Source organism: Serratia proteamaculans (assembly GCF_946227095.1).
Classification (GTDB): Bacteria; Pseudomonadota; Gammaproteobacteria; order Enterobacterales; family Enterobacteriaceae; genus Serratia; species Serratia proteamaculans_E.
This window is the reverse complement of record NZ_CAMISV010000004.1, coordinates 436,618-463,165: the sequence shown is the minus strand read 5'-3', so window position 1 is coordinate 463,165 and position 26,548 is coordinate 436,618. Positions and strand designations below refer to the sequence as shown.

Here is a 26,548-nt window from a genome sequence, read left to right as displayed (position 1 = left end):
GCAAAGCGTTGCAACACCCTGAAAACACAAAAGACAAAGGCCCAGCAATGCTGAGCCTTTGAGGGCAGAAATGGGCGTTGCGATGTCGGTTACGAGGTTTGCTTACGCAGCAGGTAAACGAAATACGGTGCGCCGATAAAGGTCGCCAGCAGCCCGGCGGGAATTTGGTACGGGAACATCACCATGCGTCCACACCAGTCGGCAAACACCATCAGCAACCCGCCCAACAGTGCGGCAATCACCATCTGCGGTAACGCGCGGCGGAAGCCCAACATACGCGCCATGTGCGGTGCCATCAGACCAATAAAGCTCAGCGGCCCCACGGTCAGCGTGGCCATGGCGGTCAGCGTGGCGGCCAGCAACAGAATGCTCAAGCGCACCGGCGTCAGGGCGATGCCCACCGAACGGGCAGTGGCACTGCCGAGCGGCAGGATACTGAGCCAACGCCGACACAGCGGTGCCAGCACAATCAGCACTGCCGCAATGATCGCCGTTCGCACCGCCTGTTCCGGCGTCACCGAATAGGTAGAGCCGGAAATCCAGGTCAGCAGCCCACCGGTGCGCGGATCGCCGCTGGCCAACAGCAGGAAAATGGTGGTGGTAAACGCCGTGCTGAGCGCAATACCGGCCAGCAGCATGCGCTCGGTGGAGAAACCTCCACGTCCGGCGGCGACCATAATCACCAGCAAGGTACCGGCTGCTCCCAGGCTCCCGGCCGGCAGCAGCCAGACAAAGGCATCCCCTGGGACTATCAGCAGCATCATCACCACGCCGAAGGCGGCCCCGGAGCTGATGCCCAGCACTTCCGGACTGGCCATCGGGTTACCGGTCAGCTTTTGAATCAAGGTCCCTGCTACCGCCAGCATCATGCCCGCCGCCAATGCCGACAACACTCGCGGCCAGCGCCACGGCATCAGTGACTCCAGCTCAGCCCCCTGGCTCCAATGCCAACCGGCAGCGTTTTGCCCAAACATCAGTGCCACAGTCAAACCAGCGAATAACACAGCCCCCGCCAGTGCGACCCACACCAGCAGATGACCACGTTCAGCCGGCACCTTATCGCCCAGATTCATTGGCGGTGGCGTAGAGGCACTGCGCAGCCGCGGCAACAGCCACAGCAGCAACGGTGCACCAAACAGCGCGGTGGCCGCACCGGTCGGGACTTCACGCCAGACCTGCGTCAGCCAGATCATCACTTGATCGGTTAGCCACAACAGCAACGCCCCCAGCAACGGGGCCAACATCATGCGGTGCGCCAACCGACGTGCGCCCAACATTTTCGCCATCAGGGGGGCAAACAGGCCGATAAAACCAATTACGCCAACGGCATTCACCAGCATGGCACTGAAGATAATCGCCAGCGCCAATGCGCAGAAACGCGCCATCGACAGGCCCAGCCCCAAATTACGCGCTACGCCGTCATCCAGACCCAGCAGCGTCAGTGGGCGAAGCAGCAACACCGCCAACAGCCCGGCTACCAGCAGGCGCGGCAGGATAAACTGCACCGTGCTCCAGTCTTGCTGGTTCAGTGCGCCAGTACTCCACAGGAACACGCCCTGCAACTGATCGTAATTAAACAACGCCAGCAGGCTGTTGACCGCTCCGCAATAAAGCCCCAGCACCAACCCAGCCAGGATCAGCGTCACCGGTGACATGCGTTTGCCCCAGGCCACGCCGAACACCAGCCCACCGACCACTACCGCCCCCACCATGGCGGCCAACTGGCGGGTCAGTTCACCGCCCGGCAACATCCATAACGTGGCGATAGTCAGCCCGAGCTGTGCCCCGGCGGAAACCCCGAGCGTCGCCGGTTCCGCCAGCGGATTGCGCAAGACCTGCTGGAATAGCACGCCGACCAACCCTAACCCGGCTCCGGCCAACAAGGAGACCGACAGCCTTGGCAACAGGCTGTAATGGAACAGCATTTGGCGTACATCGTCGATATTCGGCGTAGTCAACGCCTGCCCCCACCCTGCCCACGGCAGCTGTTGCAGCAGGTTGTCGATCGTCAGGCCGCCCGCTGCCGCCAACAGCAGCAGTACCAGGGTCAACGGGAATGCACGGATGCGCGCGCTCATGAATAACTCTCCTGCGCCTGCTCCAGCAGATGACAAAATCGCATCGAGGACAGCGTCGCCCCGTAGAACCACACCGCCGGCACCTGGCGCAATTGATTTTGCCGGACGAACGGCAATGCCTGCCATAGCGGAGTGGAACTGACCTTTTTCAACATCTCTTGATTACCGTGGTCGAGATAAATCGCCCGCGCGCTTTTCACCGCCGTCAGGCGTTCGATGCCGACCACCGCCGTGCCCCAAAAGTTGGTTTCTCCTTCCCAGGCATTGATGATTCCAAGCTGATCCATCACTTCCTGGAACAGGCTTTTCTGGCCAATAACCAGCGCATGGCGAGTATCGATCAGTGAAAACATCAATAGCGGTTGCCGGGTATAGGAATGCAGGCGCTGACGCGCATCCTGAATAAAGCGATCAAACTGTGCCAGATGCTGCACTGCACGGGTTTCCAGTCCCAGCCGCTGAGCCAAGGCTTGCAGTGATTGTTTTGCCACGGTCAATGGCTTGCCGCTGCCGTCGTTGAAGCTAAAACTCATGCTGGGGGCAATCGGTGCCAGCTTTTGCGGCGTCGGGCCATAGCCCTTCGACAGCAACATCAGCGAGGGCTGAAGCTGCTGCAGCAGCTCGAGGTTAGGCTCGGTGCGCTGGCCGACATCAATCACTGACGCAGGCAGTTTCGGCTCTTCCACCCACAGGTTGTAATTATGGATATCAGCGACCGCTAACGGCGTAACTCCCAGCGCCAGCAGCAGCTCAATCGGCAACCACTCCAGCGCCACGATACGCGAAAGGTCCGGCGGCGTTGTTGAGGCTTGTCCCGGCAGGGAAAACAGCAGGGGCGACAGCGCCATGGCCGCTAACAGGCGACGGCGTACGGCATCATGATGAAAATCAGAGAAGTCAGCCATCAGTAGACAAAACTCACCGGCGCACCGCCGCTTGGATGTGGCAGCGTTCCCATAGGAATACCGTAAATTTGCTCCAGCACCTCGCCCTGCATCAGATCCAGTGGCGTGCCCTGTGCAATCATTTCGCCGCCACGTAACGCCACCAGATGGTCACAGTAGCGCGCCGCCATATTGATATCGTGCAGCACGGCAATCACCGTCAGGCCACGCTGATGACTCAGTTGCTGGATCAGCGCCAGCACCTCAACCTGATGGGCGATATCCAGCGCCGAAGTGGGTTCGTCCAACAGCAGACAGCGGCTGTCCTGCGCCACCATCATCGCCAGCCAGGCGCGTTGACGCTCCCCACCGGACAAACTGTCCACCAGGCGGTTGGCGAAGGGCTTCAGGCCCACCAGCGCAATCGCCTCTTCCACCTGTTGGCGATCGTTAGCGCCAAAACGGCCCAGCGCACCGTGCCACGGGTAGCGGCCAATCGCCACCAGTTCACGCACCGTCATGCCTTCTGCGGCCGGCAGTTGCTGCGGCAGATAGGCAACCTGACGCGCAAAGGCTTTGCTATCCCACTGGCTCAGTGGCTGTTGGTTGAGCAGCGCGCTGCCGGTGGTGGGGCTTTGATGGCGGCCAAGGATCTTTAGCAGCGTGGATTTGCCGGAACCGTTATGGCCGATCAGCCCACAAACTTTGCCGACAGGAAAGGTCAACGACAGGGGTTGCAGCAGGACACGGCCTGGAACGGCAAAGCTGGCGTTGTTCAGGGTAAAGGTGGCGTCGTGATTGAGGTGTTTATCCGGCATAGGTCCTACTTTGTCCGGGGCGACATGACGCCGCCCCGGTTATCCGATTAGAAGCGGAAGGTTGCGGTGGCGACCACCTGACGTTCTGCGCCCCAATAGCAGCCATAGGTGGCAAAGCAGCTGGAGACGTATTCTTTATCAAACAGGTTGTTCACGTTGATGCCAATCGAGGAACCCGGCAGATTGAAACGCGCCAGATCGTATTTTATCGCGGCATCAACCACCGTGTAATCCTTCACTTTAAAGGTATTGGCCTCATCCCCATAGCTGGAACCGACATAACGCACGCCGGAACCCAGAGTCAGACCGCTGATGGCGGTTTCATGGAAGGTGTAATCCGCCCACAGTGAGGCCATGTGTTTTGGAATGGCGGCCGGGGTATTGCCCTGCAGTGTGGTGTCCTTGGAGTACTCGGCATCCGTGTAGGTATAAGACCCCAGCAGGTTAACGTTGGCCGACAGCGCAGCTTTGGCTTCAAATTCAACACCACGGGAACGGATCTCGCCCCCTTGCACGCTGGCGAATGGATGATCTGGGTCTGGATCTGCCACCTTGTTGTTGGTCTTGGTCAGCTGGTAGATCGCCATGCTGGCAGTGATAGGACGATCCTTCGGTGCATACTTCACGCCGGCTTCATACTGCTTCCCTTTGGAAGCAGCGAAGGTATTGCCACTGAAATCAGTCCCTGAAGTAGGCTCAAAGGATTCACTGTAACTGACATAAGGCGCGATGCCGTTTTCAAAGACATAATTCAAGCCAGCCCGGCCGGTGAATTCGTTGTCCTTCTGCCGGGATACCGAGTTCTGATTCAAACGGTTGGTGCTGTTGGTATCGCTCCAGTCATAGCGTCCCCCCAGGGTCAGCACCCATTGATTCCACTCGGCCTGATCCTGTACGTAAAGCCCGGTTTGCTCCTGACGATTGACCTGACTTGCACCACCAGTAATGGTGTAACTTTGGTTGCCATACTGTGGATCCACGACATTCAGCGGGGAAGCGGTGCCGTACTGATAGACGACGTCATTGCGCATACGCATGTAGTCCACGCCCATCAACAAAGTGTGATCAACCAGCCCGGTGGCAAACCTGGCCTGCGCCTGGGTGTCCACCGCAAAACTCGACATATGCTCTTTCGAATTCATCACGCCACGAGTTAACTCAGCAGGGTTCTTCGGATTGATGCCCTGACCATAGATCGAGCGGTAGTCGACATCCATCTTGGAGTAACGCAGGTTTTGCCGCACCGTCCACACGTCATTAAAGCCATGCTCGAAGGCATAACCGACCATCTGTTGCTTACGCGAGATGTTGTTATAGCCCGGCTCACCGTCGTTAAAACTGGTCGGTAGCTTGCCGTTGATGCCATTTTGCACCGTGCCCTCTTTCGGCAGCCAGCCATAGAAGCCCACGCTTGGGTCATCCTGGAAACTGCTGAGGAACGTCAGGGAAGTACGATCATCCGGCCGCCAGCTGAAAGAAGGCGCGATAGCGTAGCGCTTGCTCTTTTCGCCCACCTGCTGCTGGTCTTCATCACGCGCCAGACCGGTCAAACGGTAAGAATAAACACCGTCATCATCCAGGGCGCCGCCAAAGTCGAAGCCGGTCTGGAACAGATTGTCGGTGCCCATTTTGAACTGAACTTCACGCAGGCTTTCGGTGGTTGGACGTTTGCTGACCAGAGCGATAACCCCACCCGGGTTGCTCTTGCCATAGAGTACCGACGAAGGACCACGCAGCACTTCGGCGCGCTCCAGGAAGTAAGGATCAATCTGGTAAATGGAATAGTTATCGTCCTGCAGTTTCAGGCCGTCGAGGTACATATTGGTACCGACCGAACTGAATCCGCGAATGTTCACCGCATCGTAAGCGGTGGAAGCCCCACGGTTACCCACCATCACACCCGGTGTATATGCCAGCGCACTTTTCACCGTCTCCGGTTGGCGCATATCCATTTCTTCACGCGTGACCACGGACACCGACTGAGGCGTTTTTACCAACGGGGTATCTGTTTTGGTGCCGGTGGCGCTGTGCTTGGCCACATAGGTGCCGACCGGCCCCCAGGCGCTTTCCTGCTGTGATTGGCTGCTGCCCACCACGGTAATAGTCTCTTCCTTGGCTGCGGCGGAGAATGCCGGCGTTGCCAGCGTGCCAAGTGCGGCAGCGATAGTCATCGCCACCCCACTGACGTGAATGCGGCCCTGCTTGGCCGCAGAAGATGAAAGACGCTTGGTCGGCATAGGTGGTTTCTCTGGTAAATTATTTAATGACGAATGAAAACGATAATAATTATTATAAGCGACGCATTTTATGCAGAAGCCAAATTAAACTGCAAGTTCATTTCGGCATCAGAACCAGAAGGGACGGGGGGTTGATACACGGATTAACAGAGTGGGAATAGACTGAGCGGTTAAAGATAAAAAGCCCGCAACAGAATGTGGCGGGCCAGACAACACAATGCGTTTATTTCCTATAGCCCGTTAACATCAGCAATGGTGGTGTTTTGCTCTCGGCAGAATCGATACTAAATGCCCGACCGCTGTCATTAGCATCTACTGCGAAAGTGATTTCGGTTTGCTGATTTCTAATGGCCTGCCGTACCAATGCATCGACATTGATGTAACGATATTGCCGGATGTGGTCCAGATACAATGCGGTTTCCGAACCTGCAGAGCAGGCAGGACGTGATTTCCAACTCAGATTTTCAGCCAGCCAGTCATTACTGCACTGATAAAAATAGATCATACCAGCGGTGGTATCAGTGACATTACCGGCTACCGTACGCAGGCGATAAACCATCTCTTTGTCAGTATCAATATCCTTATCTGCCGGCCACTCTGGTAGCGCAAATTTGATATACGCCATCTTATGGCGGCTGGGATCTTTCTTGTCGTTGCGCACCAGCAACTCGGCGGGATGTTCATCCTGGCTGCCATCAGCGGCAGCCGTACCCTCTGCTACCGGCGCTGAGTAGCTATAGGCAACATTGGTACTGCAATCCATTGGATTGTTCATGCATTGATCGGTCATGAAAGTCGCGGCCTGATCGGTCCAGCCATTCATAAAATCACCGTGTGCCGTGTAGATTGAGCCCCATTTCTCCACCAGCTTACCGCCCTCCATCACCGGATCCAGCGACAGTTGCGCCTTGCTAAGATCCACCGGCGTATCGCGATTCATCTCATAAGCAACGTTCATATTAATCGTTGGGATTTTCACCGGATAAGCCGCCGGACAGGCATCGTTCACGGCATACACAGCATTTTTCAGCGTTTTGTTGGGCTTGAGATTTTTACCATCCCAGCAATTTGGGAAGGCCAGAGCAATATTGAATTGCACTTTGCCCGGCGCATACGGCGTACAGTTTTTAAACGGCACAGAAGAGTACCCTTGCCCCTGACAAAAATAGTTCACCACGCCAGGCGTGGGTTTAGTACCTTGATGGTCGCCCACCAACAACTCCAGCCCATGCGGAAACGGCTGCAGCGGAAATTGCTGTACGTTATTCGCCTGATAATAGGTTTTCTGATAGGCTGGGCGCACCTCAGTACCGTTTTCCAAACGCAGTGAAGGCACCCAGTACGCAGAATGGTCAGCCAGGTTATTACAGGTGGTTTCCGGGTTAGCCAACAAGCTATCGGAGGTAGAGTCAGCATCGGTTTTCGTGCTGCCAAAGAAATCATGCCACATCGCCATACCGGCCTTGCCTGGCATCATAATGGCGTCGTCGGCCAAGGTGTGGCTGTAACGGCATTGCACATCGGCCTGCGGCCCACTAGGTTGTACGGCGAAAGCGCTAAGGGGTAAACCTGCAGCCAGGCTGACCGCTATTGCTGAGCAAGAAGCAAAGTATCGCATTATTTATTCCTTTTAATTCCTATTGCGAGAAGACATCAAAACGGGTTGAAAATAATTCCAGCGTCCGTTTCATCGTCATCAATGCTAATCAGGAATAAAAAATGCCAACACCGTTATGCGGTGTATGAAAAAGGGCACAACAAAAGTTGTGCCCTTGGGAGAAACCTTAGTTAGGTTTACTTGCCGAACATGTCCTTGATCCAACCGGCGACGCCGTCAGCATCCTTCTGCTCACCCGCAGCCTGTTGCTGCTGCTGTTGCTGAGCTGTCTGGCTTGCCTGACACAGACCTTGCGGATTGTCGGTCCACACCGGGATGGTGCGCCCACCACCGCCACAGACAAAGTTACCGCCAGAGTCGATAGCGATCTGGTTTATCCCCTCCGGTGGCTGCAACATCAGCGGCAGCGGCGTCTGGTTTTCCAGATAGCGGCGATACAGGGTCAGCGCCCCGTTGGCACCGGTCAGCTTGGCCGGGCCGTTGTTATCACGACCAACCCAGGCGATAGCCACTTCTTTACCGTCGATGCCGGCAAACCAGCTGTCGCGCAGATCGTTGGTGGTCCCGGTTTTCGCCGCCAGGTTGTAGTTGGGGAATTTCACCGACAGCGAACGGGAGGTCCCGCGTGCTACGCCCTGCTGCATCGCGTACAGCGTCAGGTAGGCGGCCTGCGCCGGTACCACACGTTCCGCCTGTGGGAAGCTCTGATACAGCACCGAACCGTCTTCGGCGATCACTGAACGTACCGCTGACAACGTCGCACGGTTACCGCCACCGGCAATGGTCTGGTATTCCTGCGCCACTTCCATCGGCGTCAGGCCAATCGCGCCAAGCAGCATAGAAGGGACCGGATTGATTTCCGCTTTCGGGATGCCCAGGCGTTGCAGTGTGGCGCTGATTTGGTCCAGCCCCACCGCCATGCCCAGGTTCACCGTAGGAACGTTGAGCGAGAAGGCCAGCCCGTCCACCAACATCACCTGCCCGCGGAACTTGCGGTCATAGTTGTTTGGCTGCCAGACGGTGCCGTTCTGCAGTTTCAGCGTCAACGGCTGGTCTGCCAGCCAGGTATTCAGGCGGTATTTATCCGGCTCGGACAGCGCAGTCAGATAGGTTGGCGGCTTGGCCAATGAACCGACCAAACGGCGCGCCTGCATCGCCCGGTTAAACCCGGCAAATTGCGGATTGGCACCGCCAACCATGGCGCGGACTTCACCGCTGAAACGATCGACAATCACCATCGCCGCTTCCAGATCCTGAACGTGGCGAGCCGCCTTCAGTGCCGGAATGCCGTCTTCGACCGCTTTTTCCGCGGCGTCCTGCGAAACCGGATCCAGCGTGGTGAAGATTTTCACCCCGGACAGGTCGTTAACCTTGTCGCCCAGTTTGGCTTGCAGTTCCTGACGCACCATCTGCATAAACGCCGGCTGCGGGGTGATCACCCCGCCTTTCGGCTGCACCCCCAGCGGTCGTGCGCTGAGCATGTCATACAGTTCGGCATCGATAACACCTTGGTTCTGCAACAGTTTCAGCACCAGATTGCGGCGTTCCAGCGCCAGTTTCGGGTTACGCCAAGGGTTATACAGCGACGCCCCTTTGACCATGCCCACCAGCAACGCCTGCTGATCCAGACTCAGTTCATCCACCGGGCGGCCGAAGTAATACAGGCTGGCCAGCGGGAAACCACGGATCTGATCGTTGCCGCTCTGGCCGAGATACACCTCGTTCAGGTACAGCTCAAGGATGCGGTCCTTGCTGTAACGGTAATCTACCAGCAACGCCATGTAGGCTTCGTTGGCCTTACGCCACAGCGAGCGTTCATTGGTCAGGAACAGGTTTTTCACCAACTGCTGCGTCAGGGTACTGCCGCCCTGTACCGCACGCCCGGCGGTCAAGTTAGCCAGCACCGCACGGCCGATGGAATAGGGGCTGATACCGTCATGTTCATAGAAGTGACGGTCTTCGGTGGCGATCAGCGTATCCACCAGCAGGTCCGGGAAACCGGCCCGCGGCACGAACAGGCGCTGTTCGCCATTCGGTGATTGCAACATGGTGATCAGGCGCGGATCGAGGCGGAAGAAGCCGAAACTGCGCTGGTTCTCCATGTTCTCGATTTTCGCCAGACGGTTGTTCTGGAAATCCAGACGGGCGTGGATCTGCCCTTCTTTACCGTCCGGGAAATCAAACGGACGGCGCAGCATCTCAATGCTGTTGGCCTGCACGGTAAATTCGCCCGGGCGCGTCATGCGGCTGACCTGACGGTATTGCATGCCCTCCAGCAGATCGACCATTTCCTTTTTGCTGTACGGCATGCCCGGTTCCAGGTTGACCATCCGGCCATACACTGCCGCCGGCAACTGCCAGACCTTGCCGTCAATGCGGCTGCGGATCTGCGAATCCAGGTACACGCCGTAGATCGCCAACAGGACGGCAACCACCAGGATCAATTTGATCAGCAGGCCGAGCCAGCGGCGTTTTTTACGCGGCGGAGTCGCTTTTACCTTACGTGGCATGCGTTCTTCCTCGTATTCATCATCATCATCGTCATCCTGGTACTCGTCTTCTTCGTAATCATCGTAATCGTCATCTCGACGACGGCGCGGCGGCTTGCGCGACGCGGTGCGTGTTGGTTGTTTCCCTTTGCGCCCGATGGGCTCGCGGTCATCCCCAGCCATTGCTGTTGTTCTCCAGACTTGGCGGCACTGCCGGCCATTATAAGTCGCTTAATCTGTCGCGCCGTCAGGCCGCTGAACAGAAGAAACATCTGAATTCGTTTACTGATATTTTTTCGTGCGCCGCGTGGGGGCGGTATTCGCCGGATCGTCCGGCCACACGTGCTTCGGGTAGCGCCCTTTCATCTCTTTTTGCACTTCCCGGTAAGCCCCCTGCCAGAACGCCGCCAGATCGCCGGTGATTTGCAACGGCCGGTGCGCCGGTGAGAGTAACTCAAGCACCACCGGGATGCGACCCTCGGCCAGCATCGGGCTGCGTTGTTCACCGAACACTTCCTGTAAACGCACCGCCAGCGCCGGCGGTTTGCCGGCATCATAGCGAATCGGCAACCGGCTGCCGGTCGGCACAGTGTAATGAGTGGGTAGCGCATTATCCAGCCGCTGCTTTTGCTGCCAGTTCAACAACCGCGCCAGGGCCTCGGCGATATTCACCTGTTTCAACCCACGCATGTCACGCACGCCACTCAGCGACGGCAGCAGCCACTGCTCCAGCGAGGCCAGTAACGAGTCATCGTCGACCGGTGGCCAGTCAGCCTCCGGCAGCCAGTTCTGTGCGCACTGCAAACGCAGGCGCAACTGTTCGGCAGCGGTATCCCAGTTAAGCACCGCCACACCCTGGGCACGCACCCAGTTAAGCAGCGCCTGTTGCAGCTCTTCGGCCCCCGGCTTGGCCAGCGGCTGGGCACGCAGCGTCAGACGACCAATCTGCTGGCGTTTCCAGGCGCGCAACGTGCCTTTTTCTTCATCCCATTCCACCGCGGTTTGCTGGGAAACGATCGCCGGCAACTGCGCTGCCAGCATGTCAATCTCCACCGGCAGTGCCAGCAGAATGCGGGCATCGGGGCTGTTATGCCCCTGCAGCAGGCTGGGGACGATCAGCCAGGGCGCACGCGATAGCGCCTCATCCTGATTCATCGCCGCACCCATGCCGTTAGCCAGCAGGTAACGGCCATCCTGACCACGCCGTTGGGCAATACGGTCAGTAAACGCCAACGCCAGCAGGCGCGGTGCCATCTCAACGTCAACCTGCCCGCTTTTCACCTGCAGACGGCGGGCAAGCTGAGTCGCCCGGCGTTGCCAGTTCAGCTGTGGGCGACTCAGCCAGTAGCCGATATCCATTTGTCCGCTGCGCGGTGGCTCTTCCAGTAACGCCGCCAGTGCGGCAGCCGTCGCCAGCCCATCAGCCCCGCGCTCTGCGCCGTGGGTCAGCATCGCTGCCAGCCGTGGCTCACAGCCCAATTTGGCCATCTGCCGACCGCGCGAGGTGAGTTTATCGCCGTCATCGGTAGCCCCCAGCCGTTGCAACAGTCGCCGGGCTGCCGCCAGCGCCGTTTCCGGTGGCCGATCGAGCCAGGTCAGTTGCCCGACGTCGTGGCAGCCCCATTGCAGCAACTCCAGCCAGAAACCGGCGAGGTCACTTTGCAGAATTTCCGGTTCGGCGTGCTCTGCCGCCCGTTCCGCCTGCTCTTTGGCAAACAGATGCCAGCAGATACCCGGCTCCAGACGCCCGGCACGACCGGCGCGCTGGATCATTGACGCCTGGCTGATACGTTGTGTCACCAGCCGCGTCAAACCATTACGCACGTCATAACGCGCCACCCGCTCCAGGCCGCTGTCGACCACCAACCGGATGCCTTCGATGGTCAGACTGGTTTCGGCGATGTTAGTCGCCAGCACCACTTTACGCCGCCCGGCCGGGGCCGGTTGAATCGCTTTCTGCTGCTGCGCCAACGGCAAGGCACCGTATAGCGGACACAGCTCGGTATCGGCAGCCACTTCGCCGCTCAAGCGCTCCAGCACCCGGTTGATTTCCGCTACGCCCGGCAGGAACAGCAGCAGCGATCCCGTCTGTTCAGACAGCAGGCGCTTAACCGCCGCGGCGACGCCGTCCTCCAGCCGCTGATGGCTGGCCAGGGGTTGATACTGGCGATCGACCGGGAAGCTGCGCCCGGCAGACACCACCGCCGGTGCCTGTGGCAGCAACTGCGACAGGCGGGCGTTATCCAGCGTCGCCGACATGATCAGCAGTTTTAGATCGTCACGCAGCCCCTGCTGCACATCCAGCAGCAGCGCCAATGCCAGATCGGCCTGCAGGCTACGCTCATGGAATTCATCGAGGATCACCAACGAGACGCCCTGTAACTCGGCATCCTGCTGCAGGATGCGGGTGAGAATGCCTTCGGTCACCACTTCCAGCCGGGTATTGGGCCCCGTTTTGCTTTCGGCGCGCATGCGGTAACCCACGGTCTGGCCTGGTTCTTCGCCTAACTGCTGCGCCAGCCGGTACGCCACGTTTTTCGCCGCCAACCGCCGCGGTTCGAGCATAATGATGCGGCCCGGCAGCCCGGCTTTAGCCAGGATCTGCAGTGGCAGCCAGGTCGATTTACCGGCACCGGTCGGCGCATGCAGCAGCACCTGCGGGGCGGATTGCAGCGCAGTGAGCAATTCATCAAGAACCGCGCTGACGGGCAGTGAAGACACAGAACTCTCCGTAGTGGTTAACATTGGACGGCGCACATTGTAGCATTAGAGTCTGCGTTTCATTCACTTGCCACTTGCCGGGGCCCCATGTCCAGTTCGCGCCGCCTGTTTTTCGCCCTGACCTTGCCTGATGCACTACAGCAACAGGTGATCCGCTGGCGCGCCGAAGCCTTCGCGCCGGAAGTCGGCCGGCCGGTCGCGGCAGCCAATTTGCACCTGACGCTGGCCTTTCTCGGCGACGTCTCGGCGCAAAAAGAGGCCGCGCTGAAAAAGCTGGCGGGCCGCATTAGCCAGCCCGGTTTCAGCATGGTGCTGGATGACCTCGGCCACTGGCCGCGTCCCGGCGTGGTTTGGCTCGGCACCCGACGTGCCCCGCGTGGACTGTTGCAGTTGGCGGAGCTGTTACGATCGCAAGCGGCTCGCAGCGGCTGTTATCAGAGCCCGATGCCGTTTCATCCGCATATCACCCTGCTGCGATCGGCGACGCAAGCGGTCGCCGTGCCGCCCGTCACCCCGGGCTGGAACTTCAGCGCCGACGAATTCGCCCTGTACCAGTCAGTGTTTGAAAACGGCCGCACGCGTTATCAAATGCTTGAGCAATGGTCTTTAACCCTTCAGGACACCCGATGATTTTCACGCCACCGCTGCGCCACGCCACGCTGATTAAACGTTACAAACGCTTTCTGGCGGACGTCGTCACCCCGGAAGGGGAAACCTTCACCCTGCACTGCGCCAATACCGGTGCCATGACCGGCTGTGCCACACCCGGCGATACCGTTTGGTACTCCACTTCGGATAATCCCAAGCGCAAATACGCCCACAGTTGGGAACTGACCCATACCCAACAGGGGGACTGGATCTGCGTGAACACCCTGCGTGCCAATGGGTTGGTACGCGAGGCGATCGAACAGAATCTAATCAATGAATTATCCGGTTACAGTAAAATCAGCAGCGAAGTAAAATACGGCAGTGAGAACAGTCGTATCGATTTGTTATTACAGGCAGAAAACCGAGCTAACTGCTATATTGAAGTTAAGTCAGTCACATTATTGCAACAACAACGTGGTTACTTCCCTGATGCAGTAACGCTCAGAGGACAGAAGCACTTACGTGAGTTGCTAAGCGTGGTTGAAAGCGGGCAACGGGCGGTATTGTTCTTTGCTGTGTTACATAGCGGTATTGAGCAGGTCGCACCGGCACATCATATAGATGAGCGTTATGCGACACTGTTGGCACAGGTTCAGCAGTTGGGTGTAGAAGTGGTTTGTTATGGGGCTAAATTATCACCTGACGGTATATATCTCTGCGATAAGTTACCGTTTTTTATCGATTAGCGCTGACCGGGTACTAATAATTCGACAACCGGTTAACGCGTCGCCAAATACGCCTTCCTTCACACCATTGTCAAGCAGGCGACAGGAATAATTGCCAACCTACCTCCCATCTGTTATTTATAGCGGCCTGTTTTTCCCCCACATTGGGGATTCGATAGTGCGTGTGTATGTAGGAGAAGCAACATGCAAGAAGGGCAAACCCGTAAAACCTCGTCCTTGAGCATTCTCGCCATCGCTGGGGTGGAGCCGTACCAAGAGAAGCCGGGCGAAGAGTACATGAACGACGCCCAGTTGTCGCATTTCAAGCGCATTCTTGAAGCATGGCGTAACCAGCTCAGGGATGAAGTTGATCGTACGGTAACTCATATGCAGGAAGAGGCAGCTAACTTCCCTGATCCGGCCGACCGTGCCACTCAGGAAGAAGAGTTCAGTCTTGAACTGCGTAACCGCGATCGTGAACGCAAACTGATCAAAAAGATCGAGAAAACGCTGAAGAAAGTAGAAGACGAAGATTTCGGCTACTGCGACTCTTGCGGCGTGGAGATTGGCATTCGTCGCCTTGAAGCGCGTCCGACTGCCGATTTGTGCATCGACTGCAAGACTCTGGCCGAAATCCGCGAAAAGCAGATGGCCGGCTAATACAGTTGTTATCGCTGCGGCGTACGTTCTGCGTGCGCCGCACAGAGAAAAGGGAAAGTTTCCCCTCTGATATGCAAGAAAGACATTATGTGGGGCGCTTTGCCCCATCGCCTTCCGGGGATCTGCATTTCGGCTCGCTGATTGCCGCTCTGGGAAGCTACCTCCAGGCTCGTGCCCAACGCGGGCAGTGGCTGGTTCGCATTGAAGATATCGATCCCCCGCGCGAAGTCGCCGGTGCGGCCGATCGTATCTTATCCGCTCTGGAACACTATGGTCTCCTCTGGGACGGCCAGGTCATCTATCAATCCCAACGTCATGAAGCCTACCGTGCCACTTTGGATCACCTGCATCAGCAGGGGCTCAGCTATTTCTGCAACTGCACCCGCAGCCGTATTCAGCAGATAGGCGGCCTGTATGACGGCCACTGTCGCCCTTTGAATCTTGGCCCGCAAGGTGCCGCCATTCGCTTGCGTCAGTCCTCTCCGGTTTACGCCTTTCATGACCGCCTGCAGGGCGAGTTGCAGGCCGACCGGGCGCTGGCACAGGAAGACTTTATCATTCGTCGGCGTGATGGGCTGTTCGCCTATAACCTGGCAGTGGTGGTGGACGACCATTTCCAGGGCATCACCGAAATCGTACGCGGTGCCGATCTGATCGAACCGACAGTACGCCAGATAGCGCTGTACCATCAGTTACAGGCGCCGGTGCCCGCCTATGTGCATCTGCCGCTGGCGCTGGGCGCTAACGGCATCAAACTGTCGAAGCAAAACCATGCGCCCGCTCTGCCCGACGGCGATCCACGCCCAACACTGGTGGCCGCGCTAAAATTTCTGCGCCAACCGCTGCCGGAAAGCTGGCAAGATCTGGACCTGTCGTTATTATTGAGCTGGGCGATTGCACACTGGAAGCTGGATGATGTGCCGCGCCGGGAGGCTATTTCCCTGGACGAAAACACATCGGCATTCTCAAAAGAGCCATGGTGAGCTATGATTAGCCGCTATTTTTTGTTAGCGCCATTTTTATCAGACACTATCGAGGTGTACCATTTTTACCCGAGTAGCCAATTTCTGCCGTAAGGTGCTAATCCGCGATGACAAGCAGCCGCGCGATGATGCGCCGGTCAGCGATAAAAACGTAGTCCGCGAAGAAAGCGTGGTGGCGACACCGTCGGCCGCGCCGCAGCAACGTTCCGCCGATCGCGGCAGAGAAAGCCCTGCCCGCCGGCCTGCACCGCGTAAACGCCCACCTTTTCCTGCCGCAGAGAGCAACGGTTCAATGACCGTGATCCCACGCGATCAGCATTCCATCTCACGTAAAGACATCAGTGAGAACGCGCTGAAGGTGCTGTATCGCCTGAACAAATCCGGCTTCGAGGCCTATCTGGTCGGTGGCGGTGTGCGTGACCTGTTACTGGGCAAAAAACCGAAAGATTTCGACATCACCACCAACGCAACGCCGGAGCAAGTGCGCAAGCTGTTCCGCAACTGCCGTTTGGTAGGCCGCCGCTTCCGCCTGGCACACGTGATGTTCGGGCCGGAAATTATCGAGGTTGCCACCTTCCGTGGTCACCACGAGCAGCAAACGCCGGAATCTGACAAAAATTCTTCCCAGCAGGCCCAAAACGGCATGCTGCTGCGCGACAACATCTTCGGTTCGATCGAAGAAGATGCCCAGCGCCGCGACTTCACCATCAACAGCCTGTACTACGGCGTAGCGGACTTCACTCTGCGTGATTACGTCAACGGCCTGCGCGATCTCAAACAGGGCGTGATCCGCCTGATTGGCGATCCGGAAACCCGTTATCGTGAAGATCCGGTGCGCATGCTGCGCGCGGTGCGCTTTGCCGCCAAGCTGGACATGACCATCAGCGACGAAACCGCCGAGCCGATCCCACGCCTGGCATCCTTGCTGCATGAGATCCCGCCGGCACGTCTGTTTGAGGAGTCTCTCAAGCTGCTGCAGGCAGGCTACGGTTATCCGACCTATCTGAAACTGTGTGAATACCAGTTGTTCCAGCCGCTGTTCCCACAGATTTCACGTCACTTCACGCCGACCCAGGACACGCCGATGGAGCGTATTCTGGCGCAGGTGCTGAAGAACACCGACTACCGTCTGCAAAACGACATGCGCGTCAACCCGGCGTTCCTGTTTGCTGCTATGCTTTGGTACCCGCTGCTGGAACATGCGCAGAAACTGGCGCAGGAGAGCGGACTGGCGTACTACGACGCCTTCGCGCTGGCGATGAATGACGTGTTGGACGAGCAGTGTCGTTCGCTGGCTATCCCGAAACGCATCACCACGCTGGTTCGCGATATCTGGCAGTTGCAGCTTCGCCTTTCCCGTCGTCAGGGCAAGCGCGCGCACAAGCTGATGGAACACCCGAAATTCCGCGCCGCTTACGATCTGCTGGCGCTGCGTGCCGAAGTGGAAGAAAACCAGGAAATGCTGCGTCTGGCCGAATGGTGGGGCGAGTTCCAGGAAGCCACACCGGCACGCCAGAAAACCATGTTGAGTACTTTGGGTGACGATCCGGCACCGCGCCGTGCGCGTCAACGCCGGCCTCGCCGCCGGACGCCGCGTAAAGAAGGGGAATAATGATCCGCGTTTATATCGCGCTGGGTAGCAACCTGGCGCACCCGCTACAACAGGTGAAAGCCGCACTGGAAGCGTTGGAGCATCTCCCGCGCAGCCGGTTGATCGTTTGTTCTTCGTTTTACCGCACCAAGCCGCTGGGCCCGCAGAACCAGCCGGACTATCTCAATGCGGTGGTGGCACTGGATACCTTGCTACCCGCAGAACAGTTGCTCGATCACACCCAAGCGATTGAACGCAATCAGGGCCGTGTGCGCAAAGATGAGCGCTGGGGCCCACGGACTCTGGATCTGGATATCATGCTGTATGGCGAGCAGGTCATTCACACCGATCGCCTGACGGTGCCACACTACGGCCTGAAAGAGCGTGAGTTCATGCTCTATCCGTTGGCAGAAATCGCCCCCGAGTTAGTTTTCCCCGACGGCGAATCACTGGCCAGCTGCCTGAAACGCGTGCCGCAAAATGGCATGGAGCTCTGGCACAACCCCAAGCACAAAGCCTGAGTCGGGCGCAATATGCAGCGCCCCTACAGCATCACCTGAGCAACAAATCCCCCTTCTGCCCGGTTGGCAAAGCTAACGCGCAATCCATGTAAGCTGGCAATACGCTGCACAATCGACAACCCCAACCCGCTGCCGGTTTGTTCCTGGCCTGGCGGACGATAAAAACGTTCCCCCAACCGCGCCAGATGTTCCACCGTGACCCCCGGACCATTATCCTCGACCGTCAGCAGGCGCTCTGTCAGCCTCACAGTGACGATGCCGCCCGCGGGGGTATACCGCACCGCATTATCCAGCAGATTGCGCACCAGCAGCGACAGCAGCAGCGTTTGCCCCTGTAGCGGCGGTGGCGTGCCCTGTTGTTCGTAACGCAGGGTGACGCCGGCAGCATGAGCATGGCGATCCTGCTCTGCCAGCGTCATCGGCACCAATTGGGTCCAGTCGACCGCTTCCAGCTCGGCCAGGTCAGACAGGGAATCCAGTCGCGATAGCGTCAGCAATTGATCCACCAGCCGGGTGGCACGATCGATACCCACCGTCAGATTACCCAGCGCATGCTCACGCATCGGCTCGTCATCACCGGCCAACTGCACCACCTCTGTCTGTACCCGCAGCGCCGCCAACGGACTGCGCAATTCATGGGCCGCGTCAGACGTAAAACGCCGTTCACGCACCAGCAACGCATTGATGCGAGTAAACAGTGCGTTAAGCGCATCGACCAGCGGCCGGACTTCGGTCGGTACCTGTCCGGCATCCAGCGGTGTGGCGTCGTCCGGTGCACGCTGGCGCAATCCTGCTGCGACAGTTCGCAGTGGCCGCAGCTCACGCCCGACCATCAGCGCAATCAGCAGCATCAGGATCGGTAGCGTTACCAGCCACGGCACCAGTTGCCCGGTCACCATGCCCAGAGCCATATCCCGGCGATAATCCCACTCTTGCCCTACCACGATGCGATAGCGGCCATCCGGGCTGGTCAGCCACAGCAGCCGCCAACTGTCGTCATCGCCTTTGCGTTCACCATCGGTGAAACCTTCGCGATCGCCGTCAAAGCGGAAATCCGCGCCATTCTCCCCGTCGTTGAGCAGCATCTTGCCATCGCGATCGAAGATGGCGAACGCCAGCGCGTCATCATCCTGCTCGCCACGCTTGCCGTGATGCACCAGCTTTTTGGTTTTCGGCAGGCTGCGCACGCTTTCATCGGCCAGGAGATCGCCCAGATTGACGGTTGCCAGCCGTTTGGCAAACAGCATCTGCTGAGTATCAAACACTTCGTTGATGGTATTGCGCGTCATCATCCACGCCACCAGGCTGGCAGAACACCAGGTCAACAGCGCCAATAGGCTGAAAATCAGGATCAGCCTTAGCCTCAGACTAAGATGTTTCACGCGTCATCCCCCAGCGTGTAACCCACGCCGTGAATAGTGCGGATGAACCCGTTACCCAGCTTGCGCCGCAGATGATGGATATGGACCTCTACCGCGTTGCTGCTGACGTCATCGTCCCAGTTGTACAGTTTTTCCTGGATCAGCGGCCGCGCCAGTACCCGTCCCTTGTTATGCAGGAACAGTTCCAACACCGCCAGTTCACGCGGCGTCAGCGTGACCGGCTCGCCGTTGCAGCTCACGCTGCGGGTGGCGGTATCAAACACCACATTGCCATGCACCAGTTGTGGCATCAGTTGGCCATGGCGGCGGCGGATCAACGCCTGCAGCCGCGCCGCTACTTCCGCCAGGGCAAAAGGCTTGCACAGATAATCATCGGCCCCACTTTGCAGGCCGTTGACCCGTTGCTCCAGCGCGTCGCGCGCGGTCAGGATCAGCACCGGCACGTCATGACCAGCCTGTCGCCACTGACGCAACAGATCCAGGCCATCAAGGCCCGGCAGGCTCAGATCGAGGATCACCGCGTCGTAGGGCGCGCTTTCCAGCGCATTTTTGCCGACCAGCCCATCGGTAAACCAGTCCAGATTAAAGCCGAGCTTGGTCAGCCCGGCCTTGATACCGTCGCCGATTAACTTGTCATCTTCTATCAGCAGAATTCGCATGTGCGTCCTTTTTTAGCCATTGCCGGCCATTACACCACAAGGTTCTTAAGAACCACTTAAGCATTATGATCTGCGCTACCCACCCCGTTAGGGTTACAGTAGAATGACAGCACTTTTTTGCAGCCAGGGCCCTGCGCACGCCGCACGACCCTATTCAGGAGACGACGTGATGAAACCCACCACCGTGACCCATTTGCACCAGTGGAAGCAGGAACAGCGCAAGTTTGCTTCCCTCACCGCCTACGATGCCAGCTTTGCCAAACTGTTTGAAGAGCAAGGCGTTAAAGTGCTGCTGGTGGGCGATTCGCTGGGCATGACGCTGCAGGGCCACGACTCCACGCTACCGGTCACCGTCGCCGACATTGCCTATCATACCCGTGCCGTGCGCCGTGGCGCGCCGGCCTGTCTGCTGCTGGCCGACCTGCCCTTTATGAGTTACGCCACCCCACAGTTGGCCTGTGCCAATGCCGCCGAACTGATGCAGGCCGGGGCCAATATGGTGAAGCTGGAAGGCGGCAGTTGGCTGTGTGAAACGGTGAAAATGCTCACCGAACGCGCCGTGCCGGTATGCGGCCACCTCGGCCTGACTCCGCAATCGGTCAACGTCTTCGGCGGCTACAAGGTGCAGGGCCGTGATGAGCTCGCCGCCAAACAGCTGCTGGAAGATGCAAAAAATCTGGAACTAGCCGGTATCCAACTGCTGGTGCTGGAATGCGTACCGACCGAGCTGGCACGCAAGGTCACCGAAGCCCTGACCATCCCGGTGATCGGCATTGGCGCCGGTAACGCCACCGATGGCCAGATCCTGGTGATGCACGATGCATTCGGTATCACCGGCGGCCACACGCCGAAATTCGCTAAAAACTTCCTGGCGCAAAGCGGCGATATCCGCTCGGCGGTGCAACACTATATTCAGGACGTGGAGCAAGGAATTTACCCCGCTGAAGAGCACTCTTTCAACTAAAGTGACCGCGCTAGGAGTTATGCAATGGTAATTATCGAAACCCTGCCGCTGTTGCGTCAGCAGATCCGCCGCTGGCGTCAGGATGGGAAACGCATCGCGCTGGTGCCAACCATGGGCAACCTGCACGAAGGCCATATGACACTGATCGATGAAGCCCGTGCGCGCGCCGATATCGTGGTGGTCAGTATCTTCGTCAACCCGATGCAGTTCGAACGTCCAGAAGATCTGGCGCGTTACCCACGCACCCTGCAGGAGGACAGCGAAAAACTGACCCGTCGCGGCGTTGAACTGGTGTTTGCACCGGCCCCGGCCGATGTCTATCCGCAGGGGCTGGAACAGCAAACCTACGTCGATGTGCCGGGTATCTCCAGCATGCTGGAAGGTGCCAGCCGTCCGGGCCACTTCCGCGGCGTCGCCACCATTGTCAGCAAGTTGTTCAATCTGGTGCAGCCGGATCTGGCCTGTTTTGGCGAGAAGGATTACCAGCAACTGGCGTTGATCCGCAAGATGGTGGCGGACATGGGCTATGACATCGATATCGTCGGCGTGCCGACCGTGCGCGCCAAAGATGGCCTGGCACTCAGCTCACGCAACGGCTACCTGACCGCTGAAGAGCGTAAAATCGCCCCGCAGCTCAGCAAGATCATGAATGCGCTGGCTGAACAACTCAGCAACGGCGAACGCCACGTTGATGAATTACTGGAACAAACCGCAACACATCTGCGCAATGCCGGTTTCACGCCGGACGAGCTGTTTATTCGTGACGCCGACAACCTGCAACCGCTGGGCGTTGAAAGCCGCCGTGCGGTGGTGTTGATGGCCGCCTGGCTGGGCAAGGCGCGATTGATCGACAACCAACAGGTTGACCTGACGCTGTAGGTTTTTGCATATTTGGTACCGTTGTTCGCGGGAAAGTAATAAAAAATCTACCCTAATGGATTTCGAGTTGCAGCTAAGCGGCAAGTACGGGAATCCCCAGTAGCTTACTCAAGTAAGTGACTGGGGTGAGCGTAAGCAGCCAACAACGCTGCAGCTTGAAAGACGAAGGGTTTAAACGCCACCCCAATCGCCTGTGAAGGCTGATACTTAGCTAGGTAAAGTTATGATACGTACTATGCTGCAAGGCAAGCTGCATCGGGTGAAAGTGACTCAGGCTGACTTGCACTATGAGGGCTCCTGCGCCATCGACCAGGACTTCCTGGAGGCCGCAGGCATTCTGGAATATGAAGCTATCGATATTTATAACGTTGATAACGGTCAGCGTTTCTCAACCTATGCCATCGCCGCCGAGCGCGGTTCGCGCATTATTTCGGTCAACGGCGCGGCAGCGCGTTGCGCCTGCGTGGGCGACAAACTGATTATCTGCTCCTACGTGCAGATGAGCGATGCCGATGCCCGCCAGCACCACCCGAAAGTAGCCTATTTCGAAGGTGACAACCACCTGCAGCGCAAGGCGAAAGCCGTGCCGGTACAGGTCGCCTAAAAGTAAAACGGGCGCTGTCAGCGCCCGTTCCTTTCTTGCTATTGCACCACCAGCGTTCCAGGCTTGTTGGCGATTCTGTCCGCCATGGTCTGAATCGAGTCGGTGCGCAAAATATACAGCCGTTTCAGCGTATAGGGGTTATCCCCCGGTTTCACTTTGCCCTGCACCGTGGTCACGGCCATATGGAAACCAGCATCTTTCGCGGCCTGTATCGCCCGCTGGTTGTAGCCGCCAAACGGGTAGGATAGGTACAGCACATGCGGATTAAACTGCGACAGCGCACGGCGTGAGTGCTCAAAATCGAATTCGATATTGTGCAGCGAGCGGCTCAGCAGGATCGGCTGACGATTACCGTCGGTACGATGCAAGAAATGGGTATGCGACTGCACGTCGAAAACGTCCTGAATCTGCTTCAGTTCGGAAATACTCATAAACTGCAGCGAGTCTGGATTCCACTTTTGCGGGTGGCGTTTAATGCGCGAAGAAATGATAAACGCCGTAGCGCGGAAGCCGTAATTCTTCAAGACCGGGTAAGCGTAGCGATAGACCGATTTCAGCCCGTCATCAAACGTCAGTACCACCGCCCTGCCCGGCAGGTTGATCTGGTTTTTCAGGTAGGCTTCCAACTGATACAGGGAAATGGTGTCGTAACCCGCCTGCTTCAGATAGGTCATCTGGTTGCTGAACGCCACGTCAGACGTGGTGGTCGAGGTATGGCGGAAGCGCTTATTCTCTTCATTTTTCAGCAGATGATGGTAGGTCAGTACCGGTATACCGGTGTCAATCTCGCAGTCCAGCTCACTGACATAACCCAGACGATCGCCAATGTTGATCTCGTACCAGGTGTTGTTGAGTCGGTCTTTCAGTTTGCCGATGATCGGGTAGCGCAGGTTCTCTTCCAGCACGCCGAACACATCGCTGCTGTTATCCGCATCGGTATAGACGTTGATCGCCTTCTGAGTGATCAGGTTCTGGTTGGTCAGCGGTTTATTCAGCTCTCCCAGATCATCCTTCACCTTGCGTGATTTTTTGAGCTCGCGCACGTCGTCTTTATCGATAAAACCCGTGCCGTGGCCGAATTTGAACTCGTAATATTCCGCATCTGCCGGGAACACCTGGATCAGTTGCCCTTGCTTCACTTCACCAACCGGAATGACATGCTCGCCAATCAACGAATAGACTTCGCTATCGCGTTGCGCTTCCATATATTCGGATTTAACAGCACTGTCTTCCGACAGCAAATTTGCCAGGCTCGCCGGGGCGACAAGTGACATCAGGATGCCGAGTAACCCAGCCGCTATCTTGTGTGTAGACCGCATGGTTATGTTCTGCTTACGAGTGTGTAATACCCGTCGCCTTTCAAGCTGAAACTTGAAACTCATAGGGCATATAACAAAATGGAGAAAATGTGGAGCGCCAGCATAGCACGATTTGAACAGCGGGGAGAAAGGGGTTATTTGAGCAATTTTATTGATTTACAGGGTACTTGCTTCAGGTCAATAAAAGCGTCCCCGAACGCGATGCCCGGGGACACGGGTTAATCAGGTACGCAGACCGCGACCGCGCTCAATCAGGTACCAGGACAACAGGTAGAACACCGCAATAAACGCCACCAGCACCGTCATGGTCAACGCCAACGGCACATCGCTGATGCCAAGGAAGCCATAGCGGAATCCGCTGATCATGTAGACGATCGGGTTCAGTTTGGACACCGCCTGCCAAAACGGCGGCAGCAGCGTCAGCGAGTAAAACACCCCACCCAGATAGGTCAGCGGCGTCAGTACGAAGGTCGGGATCAGGCTGATATCGTCAAAGGTGGTGGCAAACACCGCATTGATCAGGCCCGCCAGCGAGAACAAAATCGCCGTCAGCAGCAGCGTGGCCACAATCACCCACCAGGCATGCACCTGCAGCGGCACGAAGAACAGCGAGATCACGGTGACCAGCACGCCGACACAAACGCCGCGCGCTACGCCACCGCCGACGTAACCGGCAATCACCACGTGCGTCGGTACCGGCGCCACCAGCAGCTCTTCAATATTGCGTTGGAATTTGGCGCTGAAGAACGAAGAGGCCACGTTGGCATACGAGTTGGTGATCACCGCCATCATGATCAGGCCAGGGACGATAAACTGCATGTAATCAAAACCGTGCATCTCACCGATGCGTGAACCAATCAGGTTGCCGAAGATGATGAAATACAGCGTCATGGTGATCACCGGCGGCACCAGCGTCTGGATCCAGATACGGGCAAAACGGTTGATCTCTTTGGCCCAGATGCTCTGTAAGGCCACCCAATACAAGCGCGTCATGCTTTTTCTCCATTACCATTAACCAGGGTGACAAACAGCTCTTCCAGCCGGTTAGCCTTGTTGCGCATGCTCAGTACCTGAACGCCCTGGGTGCTGAGCTGGGTAAACAGGCCATTCAGACCCTGCTCGCGCATCACTTCCACTTCCAGCGTTGAAGTGTCCGTCAGGCGGTGGCGATAGCCGTCCAGCTTCGGTAACGGGCTTTTCGCTGCCAGATCGAGGATGAAAGTTTCAGACTTCAGCTTGGCCAACAGACCTTTCATCGAGGTATTTTCCACCAACTCACCGTTCTGGATAATGCCGATATTGCGGCACAGCATTTCCGCTTCCTCCAGATAGTGAGTGGTGAGGATAATGGTAGTGCCCTGAGCGTTCAGCTCTTTCAGGAAACCCCACATCGAGCGGCGCAGCTCGATATCCACCCCAGCAGTCGGCTCATCGAGGATCAGCAATTTTGGCTGATGCATCAATGCGCGGGCAATCATCAGGCGGCGCTTCATCCCGCCGGATAACATGCGGGCGCGTTCATTGCGTTTGCCCCACAGATCCAACTGGGTCAGGTATTTTTCCGCCCGCACCAGGGCTTCACGGCGAGTCACGCCATAGTAGCCCGCCTGATTGACCACAATCTGCATCACGGTTTCGAACGGGTTAAAGTTGAACTCCTGTGGCACCAGCCCAAGCTGGCGTTTGGCATTAACAATGTCTTTATCGATGTCGTAGCCGAACACCTGCACGCTGCCGGACGTCTTATTGACTAGCGAGCTGATAATGCCGATGGTGGTGGATTTTCCGGCGCCGTTAGGCCCCAGCAAAGCGTAGAAATCCCCTGCCTCGACGTTCAGGTCGATCCCGCGCAACGCCTTGACGCCACCGGCGTAAGTCTTGGTTAACTGCGCTATTTCCAGTGCATAATTCATAAGTTAAAAAGTACCTTGTGACGATGAGTATGCTGCTGCGTCTTGTAATGAAGGTGATGTTATCATCAGCAGCGTTTTCACTGAGGCAAATCCGTGCGGAAAATTCAGGTTCCATCCCGCCATGCTGTATAAAAAGTGGCTGAATATCCTCTTGCGTAACTGTTCCGATTTCCAAAATGTGACGCTTGTCCTATATTACCCCAACGCAATCTGTTCGTTACAGGTCTATAACCTCCATGAAAGAAATCGAAAAGCTTATCGCTAATAACCATACCTGGTCAGCTAACATCAGCAAGGAAGACCCGGACTTTTTTGAACGTTTAGCCCAGGCGCAAAAGCCCCGCTTTTTATGGATAGGTTGTTCAGACAGCCGCGTTCCCGCGGAAAGACTGACCGGACTGGAGCCGGGTGAACTCTTCGTTCACCGTAACGTGGCCAACCTGGTCATTCATACCGATTTAAACTGTCTGTCAGTGGTGCAGTACGCCGTGGACGTGCTGGAAGTTGAACATATCATTATTTGCGGCCACCTGGGCTGCGGCGGTGTGGAAGCCGCGGTTGAGAATCCGGAACTGGGGCTGATCAACAACTGGCTGCTGCACATTCGTGACCTGTGGTACAAGCACAGCTCACTGTTAGGTGAACTGGAGCCGGAACAACGCCTCGACGTACTCTGTGAAATCAACGTGATTGAGCAGGTCTACAACCTGGGTCATTCCACCATCATGCAATCAGCGTGGAAACGTGGCCAGAAAGTCATGATTCACGGTTGGGTATACGGCATCCAGGACGGACGCTTGCGCGATCTTGAAGTGGCGGCCACCAGCCGCGAAAGCCTGGAGATGGGCTATCGCAAGGCCATGGCCACATTGCAGCAGGATAAGGGCATTTAATCCTGTCACGGGCGCGGTAAAC

At 57.4% G+C, this 26,548-nt stretch carries 22 protein-coding genes; 10 read left to right on the top strand and 12 right to left on the bottom strand.

The window, feature by feature from the left end:
- Positions 1 to 89 precede the first annotated feature (89 nt).
- From fhuB to hrpB, 7 genes are all read right to left on the bottom strand, one after another.
- Positions 90 to 2,078: a Fe(3+)-hydroxamate ABC transporter permease FhuB gene (gene fhuB, locus OC597_RS11215; RefSeq protein ID WP_262208729.1), complete on the bottom strand. Its 1,989-nt coding sequence runs from the start codon at positions 2,076 to 2,078 to the stop codon at positions 90 to 92.
- Entirely contained in the window at positions 2,075 to 2,983 is a 909-nt protein-coding gene (fhuD, locus tag OC597_RS11210) for a Fe(3+)-hydroxamate ABC transporter substrate-binding protein FhuD (RefSeq protein WP_262208727.1), read from the bottom strand. Before fhuD ends, fhuB begins: the two co-directional genes overlap by 4 nt.
- Positions 2,983 to 3,780: a Fe3+-hydroxamate ABC transporter ATP-binding protein FhuC gene (gene fhuC / locus OC597_RS11205; protein ID WP_262208725.1), complete on the bottom strand. Its 798-nt coding sequence runs from the start codon at positions 3,778 to 3,780 to the stop codon at positions 2,983 to 2,985. Before fhuC ends, fhuD begins: the two co-directional genes overlap by 1 nt.
- 47 nt (positions 3,781 to 3,827) lie before the next feature.
- Entirely contained in the window at positions 3,828 to 6,017 is a 2,190-nt protein-coding gene (fhuA, locus tag OC597_RS11200; RefSeq protein WP_262208722.1) for a ferrichrome porin FhuA, read from the bottom strand.
- Positions 6,018 to 6,240: 223 nt separating this feature from the next.
- On the bottom strand, positions 6,241 to 7,635 hold the full coding sequence (locus OC597_RS11195) for a DUF1996 domain-containing protein (protein ID WP_262208721.1): 1,395 nt from the start codon (positions 7,633 to 7,635) through the stop codon (positions 6,241 to 6,243).
- Between the two features lie 176 nt (positions 7,636 to 7,811).
- Complete coding sequence (gene mrcB, locus OC597_RS11190) at positions 7,812 to 10,307, bottom strand: bifunctional glycosyl transferase/transpeptidase (RefSeq protein ID WP_261285253.1); 2,496 nt, start codon at positions 10,305 to 10,307, stop codon at positions 7,812 to 7,814.
- Positions 10,308 to 10,406: 99 nt separating this feature from the next.
- On the bottom strand, positions 10,407 to 12,845 hold the full coding sequence (gene hrpB, locus OC597_RS11185) for an ATP-dependent helicase HrpB (RefSeq protein ID WP_262208720.1): 2,439 nt from the start codon (positions 12,843 to 12,845) through the stop codon (positions 10,407 to 10,409).
- A gap of 87 nt (positions 12,846 to 12,932) precedes the next feature.
- On the opposite strand from hrpB, the gene thpR reads away from it, so the two are divergent.
- From thpR to folK, 6 genes are all read left to right on the top strand, one after another.
- Complete coding sequence (gene thpR / locus OC597_RS11180) at positions 12,933 to 13,475, top strand: RNA 2',3'-cyclic phosphodiesterase (protein ID WP_262208719.1); 543 nt, start codon at positions 12,933 to 12,935, stop codon at positions 13,473 to 13,475.
- Positions 13,472 to 14,179 carry a DNA/RNA nuclease SfsA gene (sfsA, locus tag OC597_RS11175; RefSeq protein ID WP_261258760.1) on the top strand — a complete coding sequence of 236 codons (708 nt, stop codon included), beginning with the start codon at positions 13,472 to 13,474 and terminating at the stop codon, positions 14,177 to 14,179. Before thpR ends, sfsA begins: the two co-directional genes overlap by 4 nt.
- Before the next feature lie 183 nt (positions 14,180 to 14,362).
- Positions 14,363 to 14,818: an RNA polymerase-binding protein DksA gene (gene dksA / locus OC597_RS11170; RefSeq protein ID WP_085119044.1), complete on the top strand. Its 456-nt coding sequence runs from the start codon at positions 14,363 to 14,365 to the stop codon at positions 14,816 to 14,818.
- 71 nt (positions 14,819 to 14,889) lie between these two features.
- The gene (gene gluQRS / locus OC597_RS11165; protein WP_261258763.1) at positions 14,890 to 15,801 is read left to right on the top strand and encodes a tRNA glutamyl-Q(34) synthetase GluQRS; all 912 of its coding nucleotides are present in this window, start codon (positions 14,890 to 14,892) and stop codon (positions 15,799 to 15,801) included.
- A 61-nt stretch (positions 15,802 to 15,862) separates the two neighbouring features.
- Positions 15,863 to 17,413 (top strand): polynucleotide adenylyltransferase PcnB, encoded by a 1,551-nt coding sequence (pcnB, locus tag OC597_RS11160; RefSeq protein WP_410071712.1) that lies wholly within the window; start codon positions 15,863 to 15,865, stop codon positions 17,411 to 17,413.
- Positions 17,413 to 17,913 carry a 2-amino-4-hydroxy-6-hydroxymethyldihydropteridine diphosphokinase gene (gene folK / locus OC597_RS11155; protein ID WP_262208716.1) on the top strand — a complete coding sequence of 167 codons (501 nt, stop codon included), beginning with the start codon at positions 17,413 to 17,415 and terminating at the stop codon, positions 17,911 to 17,913. The genes pcnB and folK overlap by 1 nt, the downstream gene beginning before the upstream one ends.
- Positions 17,914 to 17,936: 23 nt before the next feature.
- Here folK and qseC read toward each other — a convergent pair whose 3' ends face one another.
- Positions 17,937 to 19,295, bottom strand: coding sequence for a quorum sensing histidine kinase QseC (gene qseC, locus OC597_RS11150; RefSeq protein ID WP_262208715.1), 1,359 nt, complete (start codon positions 19,293 to 19,295; stop codon positions 17,937 to 17,939).
- Positions 19,292 to 19,954: a quorum sensing response regulator transcription factor QseB gene (gene qseB / locus OC597_RS11145; RefSeq protein ID WP_085119052.1), complete on the bottom strand. Its 663-nt coding sequence runs from the start codon at positions 19,952 to 19,954 to the stop codon at positions 19,292 to 19,294. The genes qseC and qseB overlap by 4 nt, the downstream gene beginning before the upstream one ends.
- 169 nt (positions 19,955 to 20,123) lie before the next feature.
- Between qseB and panB the strand changes: the two genes are divergently transcribed.
- The 3 genes from panB to panD all read left to right on the top strand — a co-directional run bounded on the left by panB (position 20,124) and on the right by panD (position 22,401).
- On the top strand, positions 20,124 to 20,918 hold the full coding sequence (panB, locus tag OC597_RS11140) for a 3-methyl-2-oxobutanoate hydroxymethyltransferase (protein WP_261258769.1): 795 nt from the start codon (positions 20,124 to 20,126) through the stop codon (positions 20,916 to 20,918).
- Positions 20,919 to 20,942: 24 nt separating this feature from the next.
- A complete protein-coding gene (gene panC, locus OC597_RS11135) occupies positions 20,943 to 21,797 on the top strand; it encodes a pantoate--beta-alanine ligase (RefSeq protein ID WP_261426052.1) in 855 nt (284 codons plus the stop codon).
- Between the two features lie 223 nt (positions 21,798 to 22,020).
- Positions 22,021 to 22,401, top strand: a complete 381-nt coding sequence (gene panD, locus OC597_RS11130; protein ID WP_024484346.1) for an aspartate 1-decarboxylase — start codon at positions 22,021 to 22,023, stop codon at positions 22,399 to 22,401.
- A 38-nt stretch (positions 22,402 to 22,439) separates the two neighbouring features.
- On the opposite strand, the gene OC597_RS11125 is transcribed toward panD, so the two are convergent.
- The 3 genes from OC597_RS11125 to OC597_RS11115 form a co-directional block, all read right to left on the bottom strand.
- Positions 22,440 to 23,720 carry a polysaccharide deacetylase family protein gene (locus tag OC597_RS11125; RefSeq protein WP_261258772.1) on the bottom strand — a complete coding sequence of 427 codons (1,281 nt, stop codon included), beginning with the start codon at positions 23,718 to 23,720 and terminating at the stop codon, positions 22,440 to 22,442.
- Positions 23,721 to 23,942: 222 nt separating this feature from the next.
- Positions 23,943 to 24,713 (bottom strand): ABC transporter permease, encoded by a 771-nt coding sequence (locus OC597_RS11120; RefSeq protein ID WP_261285258.1) that lies wholly within the window; start codon positions 24,711 to 24,713, stop codon positions 23,943 to 23,945.
- Positions 24,710 to 25,633, bottom strand: coding sequence for an ABC transporter ATP-binding protein (locus OC597_RS11115; protein ID WP_261285259.1), 924 nt, complete (start codon positions 25,631 to 25,633; stop codon positions 24,710 to 24,712). The genes OC597_RS11120 and OC597_RS11115 overlap by 4 nt, the downstream gene beginning before the upstream one ends.
- 236 nt (positions 25,634 to 25,869) lie before the next feature.
- On the opposite strand from OC597_RS11115, the gene can reads away from it, so the two are divergent.
- Entirely contained in the window at positions 25,870 to 26,526 is a 657-nt protein-coding gene (can, locus tag OC597_RS11110) for a carbonate dehydratase (protein ID WP_061807929.1), read from the top strand.
- The last annotated feature ends 22 nt before the right edge of the window (positions 26,527 to 26,548 follow it).

Excerpts from the sequence above, each read along its gene's own strand:
- OC597_RS11120 (WP_261285258.1), bottom strand. The coding sequence starts at position 24,713 with ATGACGCGCTTGTATTGGGTGGCCTTACAGAGCATCTGGGCCAAAGAG.
- fhuD (WP_262208727.1), bottom strand. The coding sequence starts at position 2,983 with ATGGCTGACTTCTCTGATTTTCATCATGATGCCGTACGCCGTCGCCTG.
- thpR (WP_262208719.1), top strand. The coding sequence starts at position 12,933 with ATGTCCAGTTCGCGCCGCCTGTTTTTCGCCCTGACCTTGCCTGATGCA.
- dksA (WP_085119044.1), top strand. The coding sequence starts at position 14,363 with ATGCAAGAAGGGCAAACCCGTAAAACCTCGTCCTTGAGCATTCTCGCC.
- OC597_RS11115 (WP_261285259.1), bottom strand. The coding sequence starts at position 25,633 with ATGAATTATGCACTGGAAATAGCGCAGTTAACCAAGACTTACGCCGGT.
- OC597_RS11125 (WP_261258772.1), bottom strand. The coding sequence starts at position 23,720 with ATGCGGTCTACACACAAGATAGCGGCTGGGTTACTCGGCATCCTGATG.
- mrcB (WP_261285253.1), bottom strand. The coding sequence starts at position 10,307 with ATGGCTGGGGATGACCGCGAGCCCATCGGGCGCAAAGGGAAACAACCA.
- panD (WP_024484346.1), top strand. The coding sequence starts at position 22,021 with ATGATACGTACTATGCTGCAAGGCAAGCTGCATCGGGTGAAAGTGACT.
- fhuB (WP_262208729.1), bottom strand. The coding sequence starts at position 2,078 with ATGAGCGCGCGCATCCGTGCATTCCCGTTGACCCTGGTACTGCTGCTG.
- gluQRS (WP_261258763.1), top strand. The coding sequence starts at position 14,890 with ATGCAAGAAAGACATTATGTGGGGCGCTTTGCCCCATCGCCTTCCGGG.
- fhuA (WP_262208722.1), bottom strand. The coding sequence starts at position 6,017 with ATGCCGACCAAGCGTCTTTCATCTTCTGCGGCCAAGCAGGGCCGCATT.
- fhuC (WP_262208725.1), bottom strand. The coding sequence starts at position 3,780 with ATGCCGGATAAACACCTCAATCACGACGCCACCTTTACCCTGAACAAC.
- folK (WP_262208716.1), top strand. The coding sequence starts at position 17,413 with ATGATCCGCGTTTATATCGCGCTGGGTAGCAACCTGGCGCACCCGCTA.
- OC597_RS11195 (WP_262208721.1), bottom strand. The coding sequence starts at position 7,635 with ATGCGATACTTTGCTTCTTGCTCAGCAATAGCGGTCAGCCTGGCTGCA.
- panC (WP_261426052.1), top strand. The coding sequence starts at position 20,943 with ATGGTAATTATCGAAACCCTGCCGCTGTTGCGTCAGCAGATCCGCCGC.
- can (WP_061807929.1), top strand. The coding sequence starts at position 25,870 with ATGAAAGAAATCGAAAAGCTTATCGCTAATAACCATACCTGGTCAGCT.
- panB (WP_261258769.1), top strand. The coding sequence starts at position 20,124 with ATGAAACCCACCACCGTGACCCATTTGCACCAGTGGAAGCAGGAACAG.
- sfsA (WP_261258760.1), top strand. The coding sequence starts at position 13,472 with ATGATTTTCACGCCACCGCTGCGCCACGCCACGCTGATTAAACGTTAC.
- qseB (WP_085119052.1), bottom strand. The coding sequence starts at position 19,954 with ATGCGAATTCTGCTGATAGAAGATGACAAGTTAATCGGCGACGGTATC.